18 protein-coding genes and 1 pseudogene are annotated in these 16925 nt (G+C 66.1%); 12 read left to right on the top strand and 7 right to left on the bottom strand.

Features of this window, described 5'->3' with window-relative positions; all coding sequences use genetic code 11:
* Positions 1–120 (bottom strand): annotated as a pseudogene (locus tag ELY12_RS14445) (AsnC family transcriptional regulator); the annotation flags it as partial.
* 163 nt (positions 121–283) lie between these two features.
* Here ELY12_RS14445 and ELY12_RS00555 point away from each other — a divergent pair.
* From ELY12_RS00555 to ELY12_RS00540, 4 genes are all read left to right on the top strand, one after another.
* Positions 284–844 carry a hemerythrin domain-containing protein gene (locus ELY12_RS00555; protein ID WP_126174754.1) on the top strand — a complete coding sequence of 187 codons (561 nt, stop codon included), beginning with the start codon at positions 284–286 and terminating at the stop codon, positions 842–844.
* A gap of 276 nt (positions 845–1120) precedes the next feature.
* Entirely contained in the window at positions 1121–2170 is a 1050-nt protein-coding gene (locus ELY12_RS00550; RefSeq protein WP_126174753.1) for a quinone-dependent dihydroorotate dehydrogenase, read from the top strand.
* Positions 2171–2180: 10 nt separating this feature from the next.
* Entirely contained in the window at positions 2181–3884 is a 1704-nt protein-coding gene (gene ggt / locus ELY12_RS00545; protein WP_126174752.1) for a gamma-glutamyltransferase, read from the top strand.
* An 83-nt stretch (positions 3885–3967) separates the two neighbouring features.
* Positions 3968–5764, top strand: coding sequence for an AMP-dependent synthetase/ligase (locus ELY12_RS00540; RefSeq protein ID WP_126174751.1), 1797 nt, complete (start codon positions 3968–3970; stop codon positions 5762–5764).
* A gap of 483 nt (positions 5765–6247) precedes the next feature.
* Here the strand turns inward: ELY12_RS00540 and ELY12_RS00535 are convergent, their stop codons facing one another.
* A complete protein-coding gene (locus tag ELY12_RS00535) occupies positions 6248–6775 on the bottom strand; it encodes a hypothetical protein (protein WP_126174750.1) in 528 nt (175 codons plus the stop codon).
* A 183-nt stretch (positions 6776–6958) separates the two neighbouring features.
* On the opposite strand from ELY12_RS00535, the gene ELY12_RS00530 reads away from it, so the two are divergent.
* Both ELY12_RS00530 and ELY12_RS00525 read left to right on the top strand, forming a co-directional pair.
* The gene (locus ELY12_RS00530) at positions 6959–7414 is read left to right on the top strand and encodes a low affinity iron permease family protein (RefSeq protein WP_126174749.1); all 456 of its coding nucleotides are present in this window, start codon (positions 6959–6961) and stop codon (positions 7412–7414) included.
* 109 nt (positions 7415–7523) lie between these two features.
* Positions 7524–8165, top strand: a complete 642-nt coding sequence (locus tag ELY12_RS00525; protein WP_126174748.1) for a hypothetical protein — start codon at positions 7524–7526, stop codon at positions 8163–8165.
* 18 nt (positions 8166–8183) lie between these two features.
* On the opposite strand, the gene ELY12_RS00520 is transcribed toward ELY12_RS00525, so the two are convergent.
* From ELY12_RS00520 to ELY12_RS00510, 3 genes are read right to left on the bottom strand one after another with little or no spacing between them, the layout of a single operon-like run.
* On the bottom strand, positions 8184–8975 hold the full coding sequence (locus tag ELY12_RS00520) for a bifunctional sulfur carrier protein/thiazole synthase protein (protein WP_126174747.1): 792 nt from the start codon (positions 8973–8975) through the stop codon (positions 8184–8186).
* Entirely contained in the window at positions 8972–9307 is a 336-nt protein-coding gene (gene thiS / locus ELY12_RS14625; RefSeq protein WP_126174746.1) for a sulfur carrier protein ThiS, read from the bottom strand. Before thiS ends, ELY12_RS00520 begins: the two co-directional genes overlap by 4 nt.
* 40 nt (positions 9308–9347) lie before the next feature.
* Positions 9348–9734 (bottom strand): MerC domain-containing protein, encoded by a 387-nt coding sequence (locus ELY12_RS00510; RefSeq protein ID WP_126174745.1) that lies wholly within the window; start codon positions 9732–9734, stop codon positions 9348–9350.
* A 152-nt stretch (positions 9735–9886) separates the two neighbouring features.
* On the opposite strand from ELY12_RS00510, the gene ELY12_RS00505 reads away from it, so the two are divergent.
* The 5 genes from ELY12_RS00505 to ELY12_RS00485 all read left to right on the top strand — a co-directional run bounded on the left by ELY12_RS00505 (position 9887) and on the right by ELY12_RS00485 (position 14584).
* Positions 9887–10969, top strand: a complete 1083-nt coding sequence (locus tag ELY12_RS00505) for a COX15/CtaA family protein (protein ID WP_126174744.1) — start codon at positions 9887–9889, stop codon at positions 10967–10969.
* A complete protein-coding gene (cutA, locus tag ELY12_RS00500; RefSeq protein ID WP_126174743.1) occupies positions 10966–11277 on the top strand; it encodes a divalent-cation tolerance protein CutA in 312 nt (103 codons plus the stop codon). The genes ELY12_RS00505 and cutA overlap by 4 nt, the downstream gene beginning before the upstream one ends.
* 129 nt (positions 11278–11406) lie before the next feature.
* Positions 11407–11886: a 50S ribosomal protein L13 gene (rplM, locus tag ELY12_RS00495; protein ID WP_126174742.1), complete on the top strand. Its 480-nt coding sequence runs from the start codon at positions 11407–11409 to the stop codon at positions 11884–11886.
* Positions 11886–12437: a 30S ribosomal protein S9 gene (gene rpsI, locus ELY12_RS00490; protein ID WP_126174741.1), complete on the top strand. Its 552-nt coding sequence runs from the start codon at positions 11886–11888 to the stop codon at positions 12435–12437. The genes rplM and rpsI overlap by 1 nt, the downstream gene beginning before the upstream one ends.
* Positions 12438–12574: 137 nt before the next feature.
* Positions 12575–14584, top strand: coding sequence for an acyltransferase family protein (locus ELY12_RS00485; protein ID WP_164549360.1), 2010 nt, complete (start codon positions 12575–12577; stop codon positions 14582–14584).
* On the opposite strand, the gene ELY12_RS00480 is transcribed toward ELY12_RS00485, so the two are convergent.
* Together ELY12_RS00480 and ELY12_RS00475 are read right to left on the bottom strand one after the other, a co-directional pair.
* Positions 14581–15441 carry a metallophosphoesterase family protein gene (locus tag ELY12_RS00480; protein WP_126174739.1) on the bottom strand — a complete coding sequence of 287 codons (861 nt, stop codon included), beginning with the start codon at positions 15439–15441 and terminating at the stop codon, positions 14581–14583. The genes ELY12_RS00485 and ELY12_RS00480 overlap by 4 nt on opposite strands.
* Positions 15431–16282, bottom strand: coding sequence for a diacylglycerol/lipid kinase family protein (locus ELY12_RS00475; protein WP_164549359.1), 852 nt, complete (start codon positions 16280–16282; stop codon positions 15431–15433). The genes ELY12_RS00480 and ELY12_RS00475 overlap by 11 nt, the downstream gene beginning before the upstream one ends.
* Before the next feature lie 314 nt (positions 16283–16596).
* Here ELY12_RS00475 and ELY12_RS00470 point away from each other — a divergent pair, with 314 nt between their 5' ends.
* On the top strand, positions 16597–16890 hold the full coding sequence (locus ELY12_RS00470) for a UrcA family protein (protein ID WP_126174737.1): 294 nt from the start codon (positions 16597–16599) through the stop codon (positions 16888–16890).
* The last annotated feature ends 35 nt before the right edge of the window (positions 16891–16925 follow it).

Raw genomic sequence — 16925 nt, 5'->3', positions numbered from 1 at the left:
CGGCGCGGGCAGGCCGGTCTCGGCTGCCAGTTCGGCCGCGCTGGTGCGCCCGCCGCCGCAGTGGCGGGCCGCGGCGCCCATGGTCACGACGGCGTAATCGGCAAGGTTGGACAGGCGCATGAAGCGGTTCGCGAAGCTCAAATCGGAGTGGATTGCTCCGATTACTTAGTCCGCCCCTGCAAGCCTTTCAACAAACAAGCCTTTCTTGCGAGTCGTTCGCAATTCGCGAGCGGAACGGTGCCATTGGCGCGGCGTTGGCACAGCGTGGCTGAGGAGACCGGAAATGGACAGTTTGACAAAGGATAAGGACCCGCTGGGCCTGCTGCTCGCCGGCGGAGCGGGGCTGCTGCTGGGCATGCTCGCCAACCCGGCGCGCAAGCTGGCGGTGCAGGCGCCGACCATGCTCAAGGGCGACTGGGACAAGGCGCTCGCGGCCGAGCACAAGGCGACGCTCGCGGTGTTCGATCTCGCCGAGAAGACCTCGACCGACGACACTGCCCGCCGCTCGTTCCACCTGATGCAAATCAAGCACATGATCGGCAAGCATTCGATGCAGGAGGAGAACGCAGTCTACGCGACGATGCGCCAGCGCGGGCTGCTGTCCGAGGCGCAGCACCTCAACGAGGATCACGGAGTGGTGAAGCAACTGCTGTTCGAACTGACCATGATGCCCAAGGACGATGCGCGCTGGCTGGAAACCCTGCGCACCCTGCGCGGCAATCTCGAAGAGCACATGGCCGAGGAGGAAAACGACATCTTCCCAAAGCTGCGCGCCGCGCTGAGCGAGCAGGAGAATGCCGATCTGACCAAGGCGATGAACAAGGAAGGGCTCAAGCTGGCCTAGGCCAAAACGACAAAACCCTGACTTGGCAAAAAAAAGGGCGGCCTCAGTCCAGGACCGAGGCCGCCGTTAAGTAGAGGAACTCGTCGCTAGAAGCTTCGAGCCCTTCGGGTCGCAAGGGGGTGAATAGCTGAGTCGCAAGCTTGCGCATTGTATGAAAGCGACAGCCACCGTGACAATTCAGTGACATGGATTAACCACGCTCGCGCAACGAATGCAAAGCGCGACGACTCGCTTGCTCGACAGTCCGAGGCGCGCGCGGCATAGCGCGGCCCGCTTATGCTTTACCGTCTCGCCGCGCCCGCGCTGTTCGCGCTCGAGCCCGAAGCCGCGCACCGGCTGACGATTGCGGCGCTGCGAATCGCTCCGTCGCTGCCGCCGGCCAAACCGGGTCCGCTGGCAACGACGGTGGCGGGTATCGCATTTCCCAACCCGGTCGGCCTCGCGGCGGGATTCGACAAGAACGCCGAGGTGCCCGACGCCGTGCTCGGCCTGGGATTCGGGTTTGCTGAGGTCGGCTCGATAACCCCGCGCGCCCAGCCCGGCAATCCGCGTCCGCGGTTGTTCCGGCTCGAGCAGGACCGCGCGGTGATCAACCGGATGGGATTCAACAACGGCGGCGCCGAACCGGCGCTGGCGCGGCTGTCGGCGCGCAAGCGGCGCGACCCTTCGACGAAGCTCAGGACAGGCGTGGTCGGGGTCAATGTCGGCGCGAACAAGGATTCGCCTGATCGGATCGCCGATTACCTCGCCGGCATTCGCGCGTTCACCCCGGTCGCGGATTACCTGACGGTCAACATCAGCTCGCCCAACACGCCAGGCCTGCGCGACCTGCAGAGCGAGGGCGAGCTCGCCGCGCTGCTGTCGGCGATAGCGGGTGCGCGGCAGGCGGGGGATCCGCCGGTGTTCCTGAAAGTCGCTCCCGATCTCGCAGACGGCGACCACGAGCGTATCGTGCGCGCGGCGCTCGATCACGGCATTGCCGGGCTGATCGTCGCCAACACCACCGTCAGCCGTCCCGCGCTCGGCTCGCGCCATGCGGAGGAAACCGGCGGCCTGTCGGGCGCACCGCTCAAGGCACTCGCACTGGCGCAACTGAAGCGGTTCCGCGCCATCGCCGGAGCCGAACTGCCGTTGATTGGGGTCGGCGGCATCGCCAGCGCGGAGGATGCGTGGGAGCGCATCCACGCCGGCGCGAGCCTGGTCCAGCTCTACAGCGCGCTGGTGTACGAAGGGCCGGGCCTCGCCCGCCGCATCACCCGGGGGCTCGAGCGGCTGATGCGGCGCGATGGCTACGCCTCGATTGCGGAGGCGGTCGGGACCGGCTAGCGCTGCCGCCATGCTGCGCCGGTTCCTCCCGCTCGCCGCGCTGCCGCTGATCGCGGCTTGCGCCACTGTCCCCGCTTCGACGCCGAAAGAGGCGTTCGCGCCTCCTGTCGGCCTCGTCTCCGCGGCCGATCCGCGTGCGGTCGAGGCCGGGATGACCATCCTGCGCGAAGGCGGCAGCGCGACCGACGCGGCGATCGCGACGATGCTCGCACTGACCGTGGTCGAGCCGCAAAGCTCGGGGATCGGCGGCGGCGGGTTTTTCGTGCGCGGCGATGCGGCGGGGCATGTCTCGACCATCGACGGCCGCGAGACCGCCCCGGCGGGCGCGACCGGCGACTGGTTCTTCGGGGCCAACGGCAAGCCGCTTCCCTTCGACCAGGCGCAAGCGAGCGGGCTGAGCGTGGGCGTGCCCGGCAACCTCCGGCTCGCGGCCAAGGCGCACAAGGAGCACGGCAAGCTCGCGTGGGCCAAGCTGTTCGCCCCCGCGATCGCGCTCGCGCGTGACGGCTTCCTGATCACCCCGCGCCTCCACGAAGCGCTCGACAGCGGCCGCGCGACCGGTGCGCGCGACGCCGATGGCCGCGCCCTGTTCTACGCCGCCAACGGCAGCGTCCTGCCGGTCGGGACCGAGGTGAAGAACCCCGCGCTCGCCGCCACGCTCCAGCGGCTCGCGACGCAGGGCGCCGACGCCTTCTACATCGGCCCCGAAGCCGCCGCGATGGCGGCCGAAGTCGCCGCCGACACCCCGCGCCCGCGGCCGATGACCGCCGCCGACGTCGCCGGCTACCAGGCCAAGGATCGTCCCCCGGTGTGCGGCACCTATCGCACCTGGCGCATCTGCGGGATGGGCCCGCCCTCCTCGGGCGCGACCACGGTCTATGCGATCTTGAAGCAACTCGAACGCTTCGACCTCAAGGCGATGGGCCCCAGTTCGCCGACCTTCTGGCACGTGTTCGCCGAATCGCAGCGGCTCGCCTACGCCGACCGCGAGAAGTTCGCCGCGGATGCTGACTTCATCAAGGTGCCCGTCACCGGAATGACCGACCCGGCCTACCTCGCCGCGCGCGGCGCGCTGATCGCGACCGACCGGACGATGCCGACTGCCACCGCCGGCGCGGTGCCCGGCGCATTGGCGCTGGCCGATGGGGACGAGCCCGAGGAGCACGGCACCTCGCACTTCGTTGCGCTCGACAAATGGGGCGACGCGGTGAGCTACACCTCGACCATCGAAAGCGGGTTCGGCTCGGGCCTCGTCTACGGCGGATTTTATTTGAACAACGAGCTGACCGATTTCAGCAACGTGCCGAGCGTCAACGGGGTGATGGTCGCCAACCGGGTCGAGGGCGGCAAGCGGCCGCGCAGCTCGATGGCGCCGACGCTGGTGTATGACGCCGACGGGCACCTGTTGGTCGCGGTCGGCGCGGCGGGAGGGGCGACGATCCCGGTGCAGACCGCCAAGAACCTCATCGCGATGCTCGACTTCGATCTCGGTCCGCAGGAAGCACTGGCGCTGCCGGTCATGTTCAGCCCCGGCGACACCGTATATCTCGAAGCGGACACCCCGCTCGCCGCGTTGGCCCCTGCCTTGCGCCAGTTGGGGCACAAGGTCGAAGTGCGGCCCGCCGGGTTCAAGGCGAACGCAGCCAAGCGCGTCAACGGCGCCTGGGTCGGCGCGGCAGACCCTCGCAGCGAGGGCACCTGGAAGTCCGAGTGAGCCGCGCTTGCCGCTAGGGCGGGCGCGGCCTAAGCCGCTCGCGACAACAATCCGGCAATAGACCGGGCGTGGGAGCCACTGCCTTGCTGCTGAGCGATATCGATTCGGCCAACAACCTCGTCGAGCTGTTCCTGAAGCGCGCCGACGCGCGGCGGGACAAGCCGTTCCTTGGCGCGAAGCTCGGAGGCAAGTGGACCACGCAAACCTGGGGCGAGGTCGCGCGGCAGGTCTGCCTGCTCGCCGAGAGCCTGCGCCGGCTGGGGCTGCACGACGGCGACCGCGTCGCGCTCGTGTCCGAGAACCGGCCCGAGTGGTGCGTGGCCGACCTCGCGATCATGGCGGCGGGCTGCGTGACGGTGCCGGCCTACGTCACCAACACCGAACGCGATCACCAGCACATTCTCGATAATTCCGGCGCGCGCGCGGTGATCGTCTCGACCGAGAAGCTGTCGATCCCGCTGATCCCGGCGATGATGCGCACCGGCCTCGCCGAAGTGGTCATTCCCATCGACGGCATCCGCCAGAACCAGGGCGGGCAGATCGCCTGTCATCTGTGGGCGAGCCTGCTCGAAGGCGATGCGGTCGAGGCCCGCCGCGCGGTCGAGGCGCGGATCGCCGGGATCGGGCGCGGCGATACCGCGTGCATCATCTACACCAGTGGCACCGGCGGGGCGCCGCGCGGGGTGCTGCAGCACCACGGCGCGATCCTGTGCAACGTCGCCGGCGCCGCCGAGGTGCTCGAGCAGGACTTCGGGCTCGACGAGGACGAGCGGTTCCTCTCGTTCCTGCCGCTCAGCCACGCCTACGAGCACACCGGCGGCCAGTACCTGCCGATCGCGGTGGGGGCGGAGATCTTCTATTCGGAAGGGCTCGAAAAGCTCGCCAGCAATATCGAGGAGACCAAGCCGACGATCATGGTCGTGGTCCCGCGCCTGTTCGAGGTGCTGCGCGCGCGGATCATGAAGCTGATCGAGAAACAGGGGAAGGTCCCCAACTACCTGATGACCCGCGCGCTCGAGATCGCGGCACATCCCAAGAAGCGCCTGCGCGACCGGCCGATCGACCTCGTGATCGAGAAGCTTCTGCGCCCCAAAATCCGCGCGCGCTTCGGCGGGCGGATCAAGGCGATGGTCTCGGGCGGCGCGCCGCTCAATCCCGAGGTCGGCACCTTTTTCGAGGCGATGGGGCTGACCATGCTCCAGGGCTACGGCCAGACCGAGGCGGGGCCGGTGATCAGCTGCAACCGGCCCAAGGCGGGGATCAAGATGGATACCGTCGGCCCGCCCTTGCGCGGAGTAGAGGTCAAGATCGCCGAGGACGGCGAAATCCTCGTCCGCGGCGAACTGGTGATGCACGGCTACTGGCAGAACAAGGCGGAGACCGACAAGGCGCTGAAGGACGGCTGGCTGCACACCGGCGACATCGGCCACCTCGACGATCGCGGCCGGATCGTGATCACCGACCGCAAGAAGGACATGATCGTCAACGACAAGGGCGACAACATCGCCCCGCAGAAGGTCGAGGGCATGCTGACCCTGCAACCCGAGATCGCGCAGGCGATGGTGAGCGGCGACAAGCGGCCTTACCTCGTCGGGCTGATCGTGCCCGACAACGAATGGTCGCTCGACTGGGCCAAGGCCAACGGCGAGAAGCCCGACTTCAAGGCGCTGCAAGACCTCCCCGCCTTCCGCAGCGCGGTCCGCGCGGCGGTCGACCGGACGAACAAGGACCTGTCGGTGATCGAAAAGGTCCGCCAGTTCGCCTTCGCCGACGAGCCGTTCACCACCGATAACGAGGAAATGACCCCCAGCCTCAAGATCCGCCGCCACAAGATCCGCGAGCGCTACGGGGCGCGGATGGACGGGCTGTATAAGGGTTAGAAAAGGCTCAGCGAGCGGCTTTCAAGCTCGACTCAAGCTCTTTCCGTTCCGCTATGATGGCTTGAAGGAAGGCCGCGGCTTCACCCTGCGTAATTGGTGTCTCGGTGGTCACAGCGACACCCTTTTTAATTTCTGTCGCTTCGTTGATCAGTGACCAACCGGTAGGCAGCGATCGCACATTGAAACACCCGTGCACCAGCTGATTTCTCTGCCGTTCGCGCAGTCCCCAATCATCAAGTAGCCTAGCGGCTTTCTGCGCAGACGTTGAGGCTGGCCAATTCGATCGAAGAGCTGAAGCAAGATCGCGCGTACGATTGCGTGATGCCTCGTGAAGCTTTGGTGGGTGAGGGGCTCGGGCCATTTGGGCTTCGGTCAGGGCAGCGATGATGGCTTTCTCAGCTCGAGCAAAGTTGTCAAGGCACTGACCTCGCCAATGGTTCACGGCAGCAATAGCCTCATTAGAACTGGCCATGACTGACGGGCTTATGCCGCCTCGCGCTCGATGTATTCCGGATAGAAGCTCGGCGCCCGGTCCGACCACCCCGGCGCGGTCGCCGCCGCCTCGCTCAGCGATTGCAGCAGCACCTTGCGCCGGCTCGGGCGGATTTGCGGGAGGGCGCTCGCGGCGCAGAAGGCGCTCGGCAGCCAGGGGCGCGCGTCGGCGCCGATCAGGCGTTCGTAGAGGAACCGGAAGGCGGAGAAGCACTCGATCCGCTCTTGCGCCAGATCGAACGCGGCGACGCGGGTGAGCTTGCCGATGAAGGTCTCGACCGCCTCGAACGCGGTTTCGCTCGGGATGCTCGCGCGCAGCAGCTTCAGGTCCTGGTAGGCGACGTACTGGCTGCGGATCGCCGCGCTTTCGTCGGGCGAGCGCGCCCACAGTTTGAACGCGTCCTGCCGGCCGAGCCCGATATCGAGGCTTCGGCGGATGTAGCGCTGCTCGCTGGCGGTGAACCCGGCGAACTCGCGCATTTCGCAGATCGTCAGCGATGCGGCATTCGTGACAGCCATCTCGGCTTTCCCCCTCTGATAGTGGGAGGTTCGCCCAAGATGGTTAATTTCGCGTTAGCCACGTCCGCCAGCTTCGCCGCCACGACGGCATCGGACCCAAACGCGCACTCACGCATTAAACCACATCAGGTTCGTGGTGGGACGATCGAGCCGCCCTCGGCTCGACCAACGGAGTAGCTCGCCATGCAGCGTTTCTTTGCCGGAATTGCCTCGCGCAGCGCGTACCTCATGGGACACCCGATGGCGTTCCTGCTGTCGGTGCTCGCGTGCCTGGTGTGGGCCGGCACCGGCCCGCTGTTCAACTACAGCGACACCTGGCAGCTGGTAATCAATACCGGCACCACCGTGCTCACTTTCCTCGCGGTGTTCCTGATCCAGAACAGCCAGAACCGCGACGGGGCGGCGATCCAGGCCAAGCTCGACGAGATCCTCCGCTCGGTCGCCGACGCTCGGACGGGTTTTGTCGGCATCGAGCACCTGACCGACGAGGAGATCGCCAAGATCAAGTCGGCGCTCGAACGCGAGGTGCTGCAGGTGAGCAAGGGCGATGCCGACCAGCCTGCGGAAACTGTCGAAGAGCTGCTCGAGGCATGCCACGATCCCGACGTCGATGCGCCGGCCAAGGTGCCGATAAGCTAGCTCATCCAGGGCACACGCGGGTGCGGCCCGCCGGGATACTTGCTTCGTTTCAGCGGCGATCTATTCTCCGCCCTTGGGTTTCACGGGGGATCAATCGATGCGAGCTCTGATGGCGGCCGCCTTCCTGTTCGGCGCGGCGACCGCGGCGCAGGGTCAGGACATGCCGCGCATTACCGAGGCGCTGCAGCGGAATTTCCCCGAACGCCACGCCGAACTGGCCGGCAAGCTGGCCGGCGAGACGCCCGCGAACGCACGGCAGGTCGTGAGCGAGACCATGGACCGTTTCCTCGAGGACTACCGCGCCGACATCGTCGCAGCGCCCGGCCCGCGCCTGATCGCAGTCGAGGCCGATGCCGGGCGGATGCTGCGCGCCCTCGGCCGGCAAGACATGGCCTTTTGCGCGGTGGTGGGTGATCGGGGGTTCTTCAGCCCCGAGGCGCTGGACGGCGCTCCCCCACCCGGCCTTGACGACTACGGCGCAGCCCTGATCGAGGCGGCTGCCGCTGGCCGCGGCCGCGCGGCCCCCCAGAAGGCGGCCCTGGAAGACGTCACCGACTGGCTGGCGCATGTCGCGCGCAGGGAACCGGGAATTCCGGTCAAGGACTTCCTGTCCGACCGCGAGCTGCGCCGGACGGCCAGCGACGCGCAACTGTGCGGCGGCGCGGCCGTCATGCACGAGGCGGTCAGCGACCTGCCGGCGGACAGCGCGGCGCGGATGGCGGCGATGCTGGTCGGCGCCCAGCTGCAATAGCGAGCCGCGCCGAAGCGGTCAGATTAGCCCCGCCAGTGGACTGGACGGATCGGCGTACTTGCGCGTGGCCATGCGCCCGGCGACGTAGGCCTCCCGCCCCGCCTCGACCGCCAGCCGCATCGCGCGGGCCATGCGGACCGGGTCCTTCGCCTCGGCGATGGCGGTGTTCATCAGCACGCCGTCGCAGCCCAGCTCCATCGCCACCGCCGCGTCGCTCGCGGTGCCGACCCCGGCGTCGACCAGCACCGGCACCTTGGCGCCTTCGACGATCAGGCGGATCGTCACCCGGTTCTGGATGCCGAGCCCCGAACCGATCGGTGCGCCCAGTGGCATGACCGCGACCGCGCCCGCTTCTTCGAGCTGCTTCGCCGCGATCGGATCGTCGGTGCAATAGACCATCGGGTGGAAGCCCTCGGCCGCCAGCACTTCGGTCGCTTTCAGCGTCTCGCGCATATCGGGATAGAGCGTGCGCGCCTCGCCCAGCACCTCCAGCTTGATGAGGTCCCAGCCGCCCGCCTCGCGCGCCAGGCGCAGAGTGCGGATCGCCTCGTCGGCGGTAAAGCAGCCGGCGGTGTTGGGGAGATAGGTGACCTTCTTCGGGTCGATGAAGTCCGTCAGCATCGGCGCGCCCGGATCGCTGACGTTGACCCGCCGCACGGCGACGGTGACGATCTCCGCCCCGCTCGCTTCCAGCGCGGCGGCGTTCTGGGCGAAGTCCTTGTACTTGCCGGTGCCGACGATCAGCCGCGAGGTGAAGGTGCGGCCGGCGACGGTCCAGGTGTCGGTGTCGTGAATCATCGTCTCGCTCATAAGCCCTCTCCCCTTGAGGGAGAGGGTTGGGAGAGGGGTCCGGCGCGCAGCGGCGGCTCGCGCCGCCGACCCCCTCTCCCCCCGGCCCTTCGGGCCTCCTCCCTCTCTCTCAAGGGGAGAGGGTTAGAATGATCACCACCACCCACGAAGTGCACGATCTCCAGTACGTCGCCTTCCACCAGCGTGACCTGCGCTAGCTGAGAGCGCGGCGCGATCTCACCGTTGCGCTCGACCGCCACCTTCTCCGGTTGCAGGCCCAGCTCGCGCACGAGGTCGGCGACAGTGGCGGCGGCGGTGCGGCGGCTTTCGCCGTTGACGGTGACGGTCAGCATGGGGGCGAGATAGCGGCGCGCTTTCTCAGCGCAACCGGCTTCAGTCGCGGGCGTGGGTGTGTCCGCGCATGTTGAGGATGTGGCCGAGCGAGACGAGGCCGACGCCGATGATCGTCAGCACCGCTTCTTCGTACCCGTGCGGCACGGCGAGCGCGCCGCCCATGAAGGACAGGCCGGTCATCGCGGTGACGAACGGCGCCGCGCGGCGGTGGCGCAGCGCGCCGAGGCCGATCGCGACCGCAGCGACGATCATCGCCACCGCCAGCCCGACTTCGTGAATCAGCGGATTGGCAAGGAACTGCCCGCCGATCCCCAGCGCCGAGACGAGCGCCAGCGTCGCCAGGCAATGCACCGCGCACAGCGCCGACAGCGTAATGCCGGCACGGTCGATCGTGCCGCGAATCGAGGAGAGGTAGGTGTTGGGCATAAGCTCGCGTGCGCTATCTATGTAACGCTGTATCGTTACGCAACCGATACCGTTCCCGCCGCCTTGCGAATTACGGCGGCGCGACGCACAAGCGCGCCCGATGGAATGCTTCGACAAGCTCAGCATGAGCGGGGTCGGGAGAAAGATATCTAATGCCAACATCCGCTCGTCCTGAGCCTGTCGGAAGCGAAGCTGATCCGGAGGATCAACGACGCCCGCGCGCGCTCGCGCTGTGGCTGCTCGTCGTCGCCGCGCTGGTGCTGGCGATCGTCGTGGTCGGCGGGATCACCCGGCTGACCGAATCGGGCGTTTCGATCACCGAATGGAAACCCGTCACCGGCGCACTCCCGCCGCTCAGCCAGGGGCAGTGGCAGGCAGAATTCGACGCCTATCGCCAGACGCCGCAGTTCACCGAAATCAACGGGCCCGCCGGGATGACGCTGGCGACCTACAAGTTCATCTACTTCTGGGAGTGGGTGCATCGCCTGCTCGCGCGCACGATCGGGCTGGTGCTGGTGGCGGTGACTGCGTGGTTCTGGGCGCGGCGGCAGATTCCTGCGGGATACACGCCGCGCTTGATCGCGCTGATCGCGCTGATCGGGCTGCAAGGTGCGATCGGCTGGTGGATGGTCGAATCGGGCATCGTCAACGACGTGAAGGTCAGCCACTTCCGCCTCGCTGCGCACCTGCTGACCGCGCTGTTGACGCTCGGCGGGCTGGTGTGGACCGCGCTCGACCTGCTGGTGCTGGCGCGCGATCCCGCCGCGCGCCCGGCCCGGGTGACCGGCTTCGGCTGGGCGGTGCTGGCGGCGCTAGCGATGCAACTCCTGCTCGGCGCGTGGGTCGCAGGACTGCGCGCGGGCGTAGTCGCGGGCGGCGGGTGGTTCGAGTGGAACGCCTGGCCGCTGATGCAGGGCAAGCTGTTTCCCGACGGGGTCGACTGGGCTGCCGGCGCGCTATGGGCGTTGGGGCACGATCCGTTCCTGATCCACTTCCTCCACCGCTGGTGGGCTTGGGCGGTAGTCGCGCTGCTAATCATACTTGCTCGCCAGGTGCGGCGGATCGAAAGGCCTGCCTCGGTCGCGGTCCACTCGGCATTCGGCACGCAGATTTTGCTCGGCATCGCCACCGTGTGGAGCGGGGTCGCGCTGTGGTTGGCGGTGCTGCACCAGACGGTCGGCGCGCTGCTGGTCGCGGCGACAGTGTGGGCAGTGCACGCGCTGGGCCGCCGATGACCGCCCTCATCTGGTGTCCCTTCCCCGACGAGGACCGCGCGGCCGCGGTCGCCACCCAACTCCTCGATGAAAAGCTGATCGCCTGCGCCAACATTCTCGGGTCGTTGCGCGCACTCTACGAATGGAACGGCGAACGCGGCGATGCACGCGAGGTCGGCGTCCTGTTCAAGACCGACGCGTCGCTGCTCGATCGCGCCGTCGCCCGCATCGCCGAACTCCACCCCTACGATACGCCAGCGGTGCTCGGCTGGCGTTGCGACGCTGCCGCGCCAGCAACCACAGAATGGCTCGCGACTCTGAAGTGCTAAAGGCAGCGGTATTATTTTACCTCCCCGTAAAACCGCGGATTTGCTTGACTTGTTGGACTTCGATCGTCATTGGGCGCGCCTTCGCACGGCTTCGCTGTGCGCGATTTTCGCAATTTTCAAGGACAAGCCATGAAGGCGCTCAGCAAGACCACCCGGTCGATCAAGCCGGCCGAGGTCGAGAAGAAGTGGCATCTGATCGATGCCGAAGGCCTCGTCGTCGGCCGTCTCGCCACGATCGTCGCCAACATCCTGCGCGGCAAGCACAAGCCGAGCTTCACCCCGCACGTCGACTGCGGCGATCACGTTGTCGTGATCAACGCCGACAAGGTGAAGTTCACCGGCAACAAGCTCGGCCAGAAGAAGTACTACAAGCACACCGGCTACATCGGCGGGATCAAGGAAGTGACCGCCGCCAAGGTGCTGGAAGGCCGCTTCCCTGAGCGCGTGCTGGAAAAGGCCGTCGAGCGCATGGTCCCCCGCGGCCCGCTCGGCCGTCAGCAGATGAAGGCGCTGCACCTCTATGCCGGCACCGAGCATCCGCACGGCGGCACCCAGCCCCAGCCGCTCGACGTGGCTTCGATGAATCGCAAGAACAAGGTCACCGCGTAATGGCTCCCGAGGACACTGGCTCAACCAACACCGTGTCGGATCTCGCCGACCTCAAGACCCTGGCTGGCGGCGAAGCTGCCGCGCCCGCGGAAGCGCAGGACGCGCCGGCCGGCTTCACTCCGGTCGTCAGCAACGCCCCGCTGCGCGAGCAGGAGCTCGACAAGCAGGGCCGCGCCTACGCCACCGGCCGCCGCAAGGACGCGGTTGCCCGCGTCTGGCTCAAGCCCGGCAGCGGCAAGATCGTGGTCAACGGCCGCGAGCAGGAAGTCTACTTCGCGCGTCCGACGCTGCGTCTCGTGATCAACCAGGTCTTCGGCCTGACCGATCGCGCCGGCCAGTACGACGTGATCGCCACCGTCAAGGGCGGCGGTCTCTCGGGCCAGGCGGGCGCCGTCAAGCACGGCATCGCCCAGGCGCTGTCGAAGTACGAGCCGACCCTGCGGGCGACGGTCAAGGCCGCCGGCTTCCTCACCCGCGACAGCCGCGTGGTCGAACGCAAGAAGTACGGCCGCGCCAAGGCCCGCCGCAGCTTCCAGTTCTCGAAGCGCTAAACTTTACAGATTTCCGCGACGGCGGAATGGAAGGGCGGTGCCGCAAGGCGCCGCCCTTTTTGTCGACTGCTTGCCGGTTTTTTGCTGTAAAGCTGGGCAAGCGGCGGACATCCGCCTCAGGAATTTCCAGGAATCTCATGAAGAACCGGCGCGAAATCGATGGCTTGCGCAGTATCGCTGTGCTCCCGGTCATCTTGTTCCATGCCGGCCTGACGACGTTCAGCGGTGGGTTTGTCGGAGTCGATGTCTTCTTCGTGATCAGCGGTTTTCTAATAACCGGCATCATCTTGGAGGGCTTGGAGCGCGGCACCTTTTCGATAGCGGAATTTTACGAGCGTCGAGCGCGTCGCATCCTTCCGGCGCTGTTTGTAGTCATTGCAGCCTGCCTTCCCTTTGCTTCGCTTTGGATGCTCCCGGAGCAGCTACGCTCCTTCGCATGGAGCATCGTCTCGGTGATGCTTTTTGCTTCCAACATACTGTTCTGGCGCGAGCAGGGGTATTTCGCTCCTTCGGCTGAATTGAAGCCATTGCTTCACACCTGGAGCTTGGCGGTTGAGGAGCAGTTCTATCTTTTGTTTCCACTTATATTGATGTTTATATGGAAACTAGGACGTAAATGGATAGTGTCAGCGTTCGTAATTGGCGCGCTAGTCAGTCTGGGTCTTAGTGAGTGGGGCTGGCGTTTCGCGCCGACCGCCAACTTCTATCTTGCGCCGTTTCGCGCGTGGGAACTATTGGCCGGCTCTCTATCCGCCCTCGTGCTGCACCGACGTGAACCCTACAAAGGCGATCTTGCGGCCGCCCTTGGCCTCTCGGCAATCGTGGGCTCGATCTTCTGGTTCGATGGCGACACGTCTTTTCCGGGGCTCTATGCCACGATCCCGGTTGGCGGCACCGCCTTGATCTTAGTCTTCGGATCACGCGACACTTGGGTCGCCAAAGCCCTTTCAGTGCCTCCTTTGGTTGGCATCGGCCTAATTAGCTACAGCGCCTACCTGTGGCACCAGCCCCTCTTCGCCTTCGCTCGACTGCGGAGCATCGGGGAGCCGTCCCAAGCTCTTATGCTGGGGCTTGTCGCGATTACTTTGGCACTTGCTTGGCTAAGTTGGCGCTTCGTCGAACAGCCTTTCCGAAGGCGCGGGCATGGGCCCGTCCCTACCCGCAAAGCGGTCTTCGCTTCGAGCGTAATTGCGATGTCCGCCTTTGCTGCAGTCGGTGCCGCTGGCGCATCCTTCGATGAATTTTCGTCGGGTTTTCGCCTGCCGCCCGGCGTCACCAGGGATATGAGTGAGAGGATCGGTGAAGGCGATTGCATGGATCGCACTGTCACCGAGATTGCGAAGTATTCGGATTGGTTCTGTCGGCGTGGGCAGCTCGGTGCGGCCACGAAAATCGGTGTTTATGGCGACAGTCACGCCTTGTCGTTCCTTCCGGCACTCGACAGTTGGGGCATCAAAAACCATGTCGAGGTGCGGTTCACCGCTATGAGCACATGCATCCCGCTCAAAGACGCGTTCGTCTTGCGGCGCGACTCACTTCGCTATGATTGCAATTCTCGCAACCATCAGGCTTTTTCCGCCAGCGCGGTAAAAGATTTTGACGCTGTCGTCCTAATTGGCAGATGGGCGCTTTATACCATTGGGGACAAACCTGGAGATTTTCGATACGTTGGGAACGAGTTTGATATCAAAAGCGACAAAGCAGCTTCTAACAGAGCGGTGATTGATCGGCTGGGAAGTACCGCTCGCTTTTTCTCTGAGGCTAGGATTCCTGTAATCCTCGTGCATCAAGCGCCAGTCCAGCTTGTTTCCCCTGAGAAACCTTACTTTGCTACGACCTTGGATGATATTTCCTTGGACCAGGCGATGTTACGAACCAGCGTGAGCCTTGATCACCATCGCGCGTCGTACGGCCGCCTGCAGCGGGCGATCGATGGGGCGGTGCGTCGCTCGGCCGGTGAGTTCACCACTGTCGACCTTGCGCCCATCTTGTGCGCGGGCGCAACTTGCCGGATCGGCGATGCCGGCCATTCGTCCTGGTACGATATGGACCATCTTTCGCACTGGGGCGCAGCGCGCACGATGCCGCTCTTGGCACCAGCACTCACCAAAGCAATTGCTGACAAGAAGCGTAGCTCGGGAACCTAGTGCACCGGCGGATCGGTCCGCGGCACCGCGCCGACGGGCGCAACCGGCTCGCCCGGCGCGCGCGGGGGCATAGCGTCCTCCGGCACGTCCTCGATCTTCATCGCCTCGGTCGGCACGTCCTGCAAGTTGCGCGCCTCGACGCATAGCCGCCCATCGGGCTCGAGGCGCAGTTCGTTAAAACTCTGCGGGGTCGAGCGAATCCGCTGCGACAGCGTGCCCGCGCCGATCATCCGCACCGGTCCGTTGACGGTCTCCTGCTGCATATCGAACGGATCGTGCACGTGGCCCGAGAGCACGGCGGTGATCTTGCGCTGGGCGAGCGCGGCGAGCGCCTTGGTCCCGCCTCGGGTGAGCGCGGTGCCCTTGGTGCCAACTTCGACCAGCGGGTGATGGACCGTCACCAGCACTTTCTTGCCCGGAGGCAGCGCGTCGATCGTCGCTAGGCACTTGTCGAGCGCAGCCTCGCTCACCCAGCCCTTCGACCAATCAAGGCGCGGCTGCATCCGCACGGTCGTCTTGAGCGGCACGATCGCAATGCCGGGCAGGTCGAGCTCCTTCTCGACCACCGACTCCATGCCGCGGAACTTGCGATAAGGGTCAAAGAACCGTTCGATCAGGTTGAAGTAGGGCAGGTCGTGGTTGCCGACCTCCACCGTAACCGGTGCGTGGAGCGACAGGATCCACTCGCGTGCGGCGGCAAATTCGCGGCTGCGCGCGCGCATCGTCAGGTCGCCGGTGATCACCACCGCCGCCGGCTTGCGCGTCGCCACCTCGTGCGCGACCCAATTGAGCGCGCGGTTGTGCTCGAGCCCGAAGTGGATGTCGGACAAGTGGAACAGCAGCGTACTATCGACCATCCGCCGGCCCAAGCAGATCGCAGTCGAAGGTGTCGAGCGAAAAGGTCAACTCGGGTTTGCCTTCGCTCCTTTCGCCGTCGACCATGAGCGGAATCGGTTCGCCTTCGAGTGAACGGCAAACCACGGTGGGCGCCTGCCCCAGCTCATCGTGCGGACCTTCCCGGAAGTCGCGCTTGAGGATCGCGATGCCCTGCTGGACATAGTCGCCCAGCCCTTCCGCGCCGTAGCCGTCGATCGTCATGCCAGCGGCGCGGGGACAGAAGCGGATGCCGGCATAACCTTCCGCGCGGCCGGCCTGCGGCTCGGCGAGCTCGACCATCGGCCCCACCGCGCTGGTTGCGGCAGCATCCCAGCCCTTAGCGATGACCTCGCCCAAGTTGCTGTCGCGCAGGCCTTCGCGGACGTCGGCCCACTTCGCCCCGGGCCCGGCGAGCAACTCCGCCAAGGCCAGCACACCCTCGCCGCGAATGCACATCCGGCGCGAAGCCGAAAGCCGGCCATCGCGCAGCAGCGCGACAATCTCGAGCGGATCGCGCTCGCCGAATATCTCGCGCGCCAGCAGGTTGAAGGTTCCGCCGGGTAACGGAAGGACGGCGCCGCCGAATCCCTCGAGCCCGGCGAGCGTGCGGCTGATCGTGCCGTCGCCGCCGTGAACCACGACCAAGCCGAGCCCGGCCGCATTCACTTCTTGCGCGCCCGGCGTGCCATTCTTGCAATCGATGACCTTTGCCGGCGCGTGACCGGCGTCCGACAACGCGGCGGCGAGCTGCTGCAATCCCGCATCATCGTGGCTGCCGCTGGCGCCGTTGTAGATCAGCCATGTGTCGCCCGTGCCCGCCATATGGACCAAGCGCCGCAGCGCCCGCCGGGTTCCGAGATCGGAGCGTGCGAAACATCTGCCCTTCAAACGCGGAGAGCTGCGCAACATCCGTGCGCCATGTGCCGAAGCAAAGCCGTTCGTCGGCTGCCAATGGCGGTCGATCCGGCGCCGTCAGCCGGTCGTCGGTCGAACTGCGCGGTGGTCGGCGCGGCCATGCGGATCGTCGACCCTCGCATGACCGGAAAGATCATCCCGCATATTCCAACGCTTAGGCGGTTGTCACCCAGTCCCCAGTCGGAGGCAGCCGCCACAGTACCTCAAGGGAGCACAACGACATGCGCATTAACGTGTTAGCGTTCGCCGCGTTGGCCCTGGGCGTTGCCGCCCCGGCCGTCGCCAACGACTTCGTCGTCGAGTACAAGGATCTCGACCTTTCCAGCGCCAAGGATCTCAAGACCCTCGACCGGCGCATCGACACCGCTTCGCGCATTTATTGCGGAGCCGACCGCGCGATGACCGGGTCGCGCGTCAAGGGCAACGGCACGGCCAAGTGCGTCGCTTCGGCGCGTAAGCTCGCCAAGGAACAGCTGGCCGCGGTGATCGAGCGGCAAACTGGCAAGGGCGGCTGATCCGTCTGAAAATTGCGGGGCGGGTCGCGGAGGGC

Origin of the sequence: Tsuneonella rigui, assembly GCF_003958625.1 — a bacterium.
Taxonomy (GTDB): Bacteria; Pseudomonadota; Alphaproteobacteria; order Sphingomonadales; family Sphingomonadaceae; genus Tsuneonella; species Tsuneonella rigui.
This window is presented reverse-complemented; position numbering and strand designations above follow the sequence as displayed.

What these genes read in the sequence shown, in the direction of transcription:
- ggt (WP_126174752.1), top strand. Translation starts at nt 2,181, where the DNA reads ATGCTGCGCCGGTTCCTCCCGCTCGCCGCGCTGCCGCTGATCGCGGCT.
- thiS (WP_126174746.1), bottom strand. Translation starts at nt 9,307, where the DNA reads ATGCTGACCGTCACCGTCAACGGCGAAAGCCGCCGCACCGCCGCCGCC.
- ELY12_RS00485 (WP_164549360.1), top strand. Translation starts at nt 12,575, where the DNA reads ATGAAGAACCGGCGCGAAATCGATGGCTTGCGCAGTATCGCTGTGCTC.
- ELY12_RS00470 (WP_126174737.1), top strand. Translation starts at nt 16,597, where the DNA reads ATGCGCATTAACGTGTTAGCGTTCGCCGCGTTGGCCCTGGGCGTTGCC.
- rplM (WP_126174742.1), top strand. Translation starts at nt 11,407, where the DNA reads ATGAAGGCGCTCAGCAAGACCACCCGGTCGATCAAGCCGGCCGAGGTC.
- ELY12_RS00510 (WP_126174745.1), bottom strand. Translation starts at nt 9,734, where the DNA reads ATGCCCAACACCTACCTCTCCTCGATTCGCGGCACGATCGACCGTGCC.
- ELY12_RS00480 (WP_126174739.1), bottom strand. Translation starts at nt 15,441, where the DNA reads ATGGTCGATAGTACGCTGCTGTTCCACTTGTCCGACATCCACTTCGGG.
- ELY12_RS00475 (WP_164549359.1), bottom strand. Translation starts at nt 16,282, where the DNA reads ATGGCGGGCACGGGCGACACATGGCTGATCTACAACGGCGCCAGCGGC.
- cutA (WP_126174743.1), top strand. Translation starts at nt 10,966, where the DNA reads ATGACCGCCCTCATCTGGTGTCCCTTCCCCGACGAGGACCGCGCGGCC.
- ELY12_RS00525 (WP_126174748.1), top strand. Translation starts at nt 7,524, where the DNA reads ATGGCGGCCGCCTTCCTGTTCGGCGCGGCGACCGCGGCGCAGGGTCAG.
- rpsI (WP_126174741.1), top strand. Translation starts at nt 11,886, where the DNA reads ATGGCTCCCGAGGACACTGGCTCAACCAACACCGTGTCGGATCTCGCC.
- ELY12_RS00505 (WP_126174744.1), top strand. Translation starts at nt 9,887, where the DNA reads ATGCCAACATCCGCTCGTCCTGAGCCTGTCGGAAGCGAAGCTGATCCG.
- ELY12_RS00520 (WP_126174747.1), bottom strand. Translation starts at nt 8,975, where the DNA reads ATGAGCGAGACGATGATTCACGACACCGACACCTGGACCGTCGCCGGC.
- ELY12_RS00555 (WP_126174754.1), top strand. Translation starts at nt 284, where the DNA reads ATGGACAGTTTGACAAAGGATAAGGACCCGCTGGGCCTGCTGCTCGCC.
- ELY12_RS00535 (WP_126174750.1), bottom strand. Translation starts at nt 6,775, where the DNA reads ATGGCTGTCACGAATGCCGCATCGCTGACGATCTGCGAAATGCGCGAG.
- ELY12_RS00530 (WP_126174749.1), top strand. Translation starts at nt 6,959, where the DNA reads ATGCAGCGTTTCTTTGCCGGAATTGCCTCGCGCAGCGCGTACCTCATG.
- ELY12_RS00550 (WP_126174753.1), top strand. Translation starts at nt 1,121, where the DNA reads ATGCTTTACCGTCTCGCCGCGCCCGCGCTGTTCGCGCTCGAGCCCGAA.